This is a genomic window from Rothia santali, from assembly GCF_024199905.1.
GTDB classification, from domain to species: Bacteria; Actinomycetota; Actinomycetes; order Actinomycetales; family Micrococcaceae; genus Rothia; species Rothia santali.
The window spans coordinates 1-4477 of the sequence record NZ_JANAFB010000073.1 but is presented as its reverse complement, the minus strand read 5'-3'; the positions used below and the strand labels follow the sequence as shown (position 1 = coordinate 4477).

Annotated in this window: 8 protein-coding genes; 7 read left to right on the top strand and 1 reads right to left on the bottom strand. The window is 74.4% G+C overall.

Annotated features, from left to right (window positions below):
* The 6 genes from NBM05_RS15070 to NBM05_RS15045 all read left to right on the top strand — a co-directional run.
* Positions 1 to 454 (top strand): GNAT family N-acetyltransferase (locus NBM05_RS15070; RefSeq protein ID WP_254169128.1); only part of this gene is annotated, 454 nt, incomplete at its 5' end.
* Between the two features lie 101 nt (positions 455 to 555).
* The gene (locus NBM05_RS15065; RefSeq protein ID WP_254169126.1) at positions 556 to 774 is read left to right on the top strand and encodes a hypothetical protein; all 219 of its coding nucleotides are present in this window, start codon (positions 556 to 558) and stop codon (positions 772 to 774) included.
* Position 775: 1 nt separating this feature from the next.
* The gene (locus NBM05_RS15060) at positions 776 to 1222 is read left to right on the top strand and encodes an N-acetylmuramoyl-L-alanine amidase (protein ID WP_254169124.1); all 447 of its coding nucleotides are present in this window, start codon (positions 776 to 778) and stop codon (positions 1220 to 1222) included.
* Positions 1223 to 1281: 59 nt separating this feature from the next.
* Positions 1282 to 1851 (top strand): GNAT family N-acetyltransferase, encoded by a 570-nt coding sequence (locus NBM05_RS15055; RefSeq protein WP_254169122.1) that lies wholly within the window; start codon positions 1282 to 1284, stop codon positions 1849 to 1851.
* Positions 1833 to 2435 carry an aldo/keto reductase gene (locus tag NBM05_RS15050; protein ID WP_254169120.1) on the top strand — a complete coding sequence of 201 codons (603 nt, stop codon included), beginning with the start codon at positions 1833 to 1835 and terminating at the stop codon, positions 2433 to 2435. Before NBM05_RS15055 ends, NBM05_RS15050 begins: the two co-directional genes overlap by 19 nt.
* 102 nt (positions 2436 to 2537) lie before the next feature.
* Positions 2538 to 3143 carry a TetR/AcrR family transcriptional regulator gene (locus tag NBM05_RS15045; protein ID WP_254169118.1) on the top strand — a complete coding sequence of 202 codons (606 nt, stop codon included), beginning with the start codon at positions 2538 to 2540 and terminating at the stop codon, positions 3141 to 3143.
* Here the strand turns inward: NBM05_RS15045 and NBM05_RS15040 are convergent.
* A complete protein-coding gene (locus NBM05_RS15040) occupies positions 3140 to 4117 on the bottom strand; it encodes a methyltransferase (RefSeq protein ID WP_254169116.1) in 978 nt (325 codons plus the stop codon). The genes NBM05_RS15045 and NBM05_RS15040 overlap by 4 nt on opposite strands.
* 162 nt (positions 4118 to 4279) lie before the next feature.
* On the opposite strand from NBM05_RS15040, the gene NBM05_RS15035 reads away from it, so the two are divergent.
* On the top strand, positions 4280 to 4477 hold a 198-nt coding region (locus NBM05_RS15035), incomplete at its 3' end, for an alpha/beta fold hydrolase (protein ID WP_373689352.1).

The window sequence follows — 4477 nt, the reverse complement described above, 5'->3', positions numbered from 1 at the left end:
GGGCGGCCCGATGCCAGGGCCGCGATCGCCGGGGGACTCCGCGGCGGACGCGCCGCGGCGGGAGGGCGCCCGAACGCCGGACGCTCCGGACGCGCGCGAGGCCGACGTGGCCCGCTACGAGGCCGCGTACGACGTCGTCGCCCGGGACCGGTCCCACTACCTCGCCGTGGTGCGCGACGAGCGAGGACGAGTTGCGGGCACGATGCAGCTCACCATCATCCCCGGCCTGACGAGGGACGGGTCGTCCCGGCTCCACATCGAGGGACTGGCCACGGCCGAGCCCGAGGAGGCGCTCGGCCTGGGGGCGGTGATGCTGCGCTGGGCCCAGGACCACGGCCGGGCCCGCGGCGCGACGCTCGCCCAGGTGAGCGCGGAGCCCTCGGGGAGCGACCGCGCGTTCTACGAAGGTCAGGGGTACAGCCCCGGGCGCGAGGTCCTGACCCTCGACCTGTGACCGAGACCGCATTAATACCTTCGCATCGCATCTTCATCCTTTCGCATGGATGCAGCGTGGCGTCATTGAAGCGTTCCAGCACGGCCCGTAATTTGCTCCCTATGGAATTTTCGAGGAGAAGACTGCTCAGGACCGGCGCGGCGACGGCGACCGCCGCCGGCGTGACCCTGGTCGCCGGGGCCGCCGCGCACGCGGCCGAGGGCGAGCCCGCCGCCCCCGAGCAGGAGCCCCTGCGCGGCCGCGAGACGCCCCACGACCTCGAGCGGCAGCGGGCCAACCCGTCGAACCGCCTGGGGTGCCCGCTCGGGAAGGGGGAATAGCATGGCCCAGGCCGTCTGGAGGACCAGCCCCAACTACAGCGCGGGACGCGGCGGGCGCGCGGTGGACCGGATCGTGATCCACTACATCGTGGGGACCCTCGCCGCGGCGGAAGCGACCTTCGCGGACCCGGGCTCGGGCGTCAGCGCCCACTACGGGATCGGCGAGGGCGCCGTGCACCAGTACGTGAGCGAGACCAACACCGCCTGGCACGCGGGCGACTTCGCGATGAACCAGCGCAGCATCGGCATCGAGCACTCCGCCGACGCCGTCCGCCCGCCGAGCCAGTCCACGTACAACGACTCGATCGAGCTGTGCGCGAGGCTCTGCCGGACGTACGGGCTGAACCCGCTCACGCAGATCATCCCGCACAGCTCGGTCGTCGCGACGGCGTGCCCCGGCACCGTGGACCTGCAGCGCATCCGCAACGCCGTGAGCGCCCGGCTCTAGGAGGCGCGGCGCGCGGGCCCGGGACCTCACCCGGGGGCCGCCCGCGCTACCCTGCCACTATGGAGCCGATCACCCTCAGCGCCCCCGGGCTGGTCCTGCGGCCCCCGGGGCCCCACGACCTCGGTGCCGTCACGGCCGCCTGCCAGGACCCCGAGATCCAGCGGTGGATCCCCCTCCCGGTGCCCTACGCCGAGGCCGACGCCGCCGACTTCGTGCTCGGCGCCAGCGAGACCGGGTGGCTGGCCGGGACGACCTGCACCTGGGCGATCGAGCGCGAGGGCCGCTTCGCCGGCGTCGTCAGCCTCGACGCGATCCGCGACGGGTCGGCCTCGATCGGGTACTGGGTCGCGGCCCACGCGCGGGGCCGCGGGACGATGACGACGGCGGCCGGCGCGGTGCTCGACCTGGCCTTCGACGCCGCGGGGCCCGGCCTGGGGCTGCGGCGGGTCGAGTGGCGCGCCGCGGTGGGCAACGCGGCCTCCGCGGCGGTGGCCCAGCACCTCGGCTTCCGCTACGAGGGCACGGCCCGCAGCAGCGGCGTCCTCCGGGGGCGGCGCACCGACGAATGGGTCGCGGGACTGCTCGACACCGACGCGAGGCGGCGCCTCCGGTGGCCGGGATTCGGCTGAGCGCGGGTCGGCTGATCGCAGCGGGTGCGACGAGCGGCCCGACGCCGGTCAGGCCGGGCGCCCCGCGGCTCTCGGGTGGGCGATGTCAGCGCACCGCCCTGGGGGTCGCCGAGCGCGAGGGCCTCACGCCCCCGTGCTTCGCCCAGCTGAAGTACGGCATCGCCCGCCGGAGCATGGCGGAGGGCCCGTTCTACGGCGAGCTGTTCGACGCCGGGACCCTGCGCCTGCAGGCCTCGGACGCCTTCGAGGGCGGGATCCTGGTCGGCAAGACCCGCCCCGCGCGCAAGATCGGCGCCGACGTCGGCGGGATCCGCGAGCGCATCGTGGCCGCCTACCCCCGGGTGCGGGCCGCGGCGGAGTCCCTGGGGGCGACGCCGGCGCAGCTGGGCCTCGCGTTCTGCCTCGCGCACCCCGCGGCCTCGAGCGTGCTGTTCGGCGCCTCGAGCGCGGCGCAGCTGGAGGAGAACCTGGGCGCGGTCGGCCTGCTCGAGCGCGTGGGGCCGGCCGCGGTCCGCGAGGCCGTGGCCGGGCTGCAGGCCGACGGCGCGGTGCGGGCGGACGGGGTCTGGGATCCGGCGGTCTGAGCGCGGCGCCGCGGTGCGGGGGCGCGCTCCGGGACCCTAGACTCGGGGGCAGGACGGGCGCGGTCACGCGCGACCAGAGCATCATCAGACCGGGAGAACGACATGCCGAAGATCATCGACCACGACCAGCGGCGCGAGGACATCATCGACGTCACGTGGCAGCTCATCGTGGAGGGGGGCATCGAGGCCGCGACCATGCGTGAGATCGCCAAGCGCGCGGGCTTCGCCAACGGCGCGCTGAAGCACTACTTCGAGCGCAAGGACGACATCATCGAGGGTGCCTACGAGCGCGCCCTGCAGCGGATCGGGGACCTCCTGGCCCGAGAGGTCGAGGGCAAGCGCGGGCTCGAGGCCCTGGAGATCTCGCTGCGCTTCACCCTGCCCACCAACTCCCGCACCGAGGGCGCCGAGCGCGTGCTGCTCTCGTTCTGGGAGCGCTGCGCCTTCAACACGGACCTGGACCACCACTACGGCCGGCACCTGGACAACTGGAAGACCGGCTACCTCCAGTACCTGCGGGAGGGCCGCGAGGACGGCGAGGTCCGCACCCCCGTGCCCGACCCCCAGCTGGTCAGCGAGATGGTGCTGATGAACATCGGCGCGACCGTGACCCGGGCCGTGAGCCCGGAGCACTACGACGCCGAGATCATCGAGCAGCAGATCTCCGACTTCGTCGCCCGGCTGCGGCAGGGGTCGACGGCGGCCTAGGCGGCCTCGGCCAGCAGCACCCGCGGGCTGCCCGGCAGCTCCACGAGCCGGCCGGGTCGCCAGCCGGTCTCCTCGAGCCACCCGCGCACCTCGCCCTCGGGGTAGACCACGGTGCCGTCGATGTTGAAGTACTCCCCGGCGTGCAGCGCGTCGAGCGGTCGCTGCGGGCCCTCGGCGTCGAGGAAGAAGTCGATCAGCATCAGGGCGGCCCCGGGCGCTGCGGCGGCGCGGGCGGCCCGCAGGATCGCCCGGTTCGCCTCGGCGTCGAAGCGGTGCAGGACGTGGGTGAGCAGGACCAGGTCGTGCTCGCCGCCCGGCTCGGTCGTCTCGGTCGCCCCCTCCTCGACGCTCGCCCGGTCCTCCACCCCGGCCTCCGCGACCGCCGCGCGGACCGAGTCGGCGAAGTCGGGGGCGTAGACGAAGCGGGTGCTCAGCTCCGGGTTCTGCGCCATCGCCGCGAGCGAGAACCCCGCGGCGAGGCCGCCGAAGTCCAGGGCGGAGCGGTAGGGCGAGAAGTCGAGGGCCGCGGCGAACTGCTCGGCGTGCAGGGCGTTGTAGGTCATGACGCCGTCGAGGAACTCGGCCCACCCGGCCTCGTCCAGGTCCAGGGTGCCGGGCCGGTCGGCGTCGACCGTCTCGCCGTAGCCCAGCCACTGCCGGTAGCTGATGCCGCCGAGGAAGCGGATGAAGGGGGAGAGGTTCAGGCCGCCCGCGCCGGAGAGGTAGGCGGCGGCGTCGGGGGCCAGCGCGTAGCCGCCCGCGCCGCGCTCCAGCAGGCCGAGCCCGTGCATGGCCGCGGCGAGGATGCCCACCTGCCGCTCGGCGCGCCCGGTCGCGCGGGCGAGCTCGGGCAGCGGCAGGGGCCCCTCTGCGAGGGCTGCGAAGAGGCCGATCCGGCTGGCGGCCGCCAGCTGCTGGGTTCCCATGAAGCCGACGGCGAGGTCCACGATGCGCTGGGGGGACGGCGAGTTCATGCTGGCTCCTGGTGGGTGAGGCGCGGAGCGCCCGCGAACGTGGGGCGCCTGCCGGAAACTCTACAACCGTAGAATTACAGCGTCCACCCCCGCCGCGCTTATTTTCTACTACTATAGAAAATAAGATCGGATCCACCGGTCCGACCCCTGGAGGGACCCGTCATGAGCCTGCACGTCCACCGCCTCGGCGCCGAGCCGGCCGCCGCCTCGGCCCCGCCCGTCCTGCTGCTGCACGGCTTCGCCTCCAGCGGCGGGGAGGACTACGACGCCGGGGAGTGGTCGCGCGCGCTGGAGCGGGCGGGCCGCACCGGTTACGCCCTGGACCTGCCGGGCCACGGGGAGAGCCCGGCCGTCTCGAGC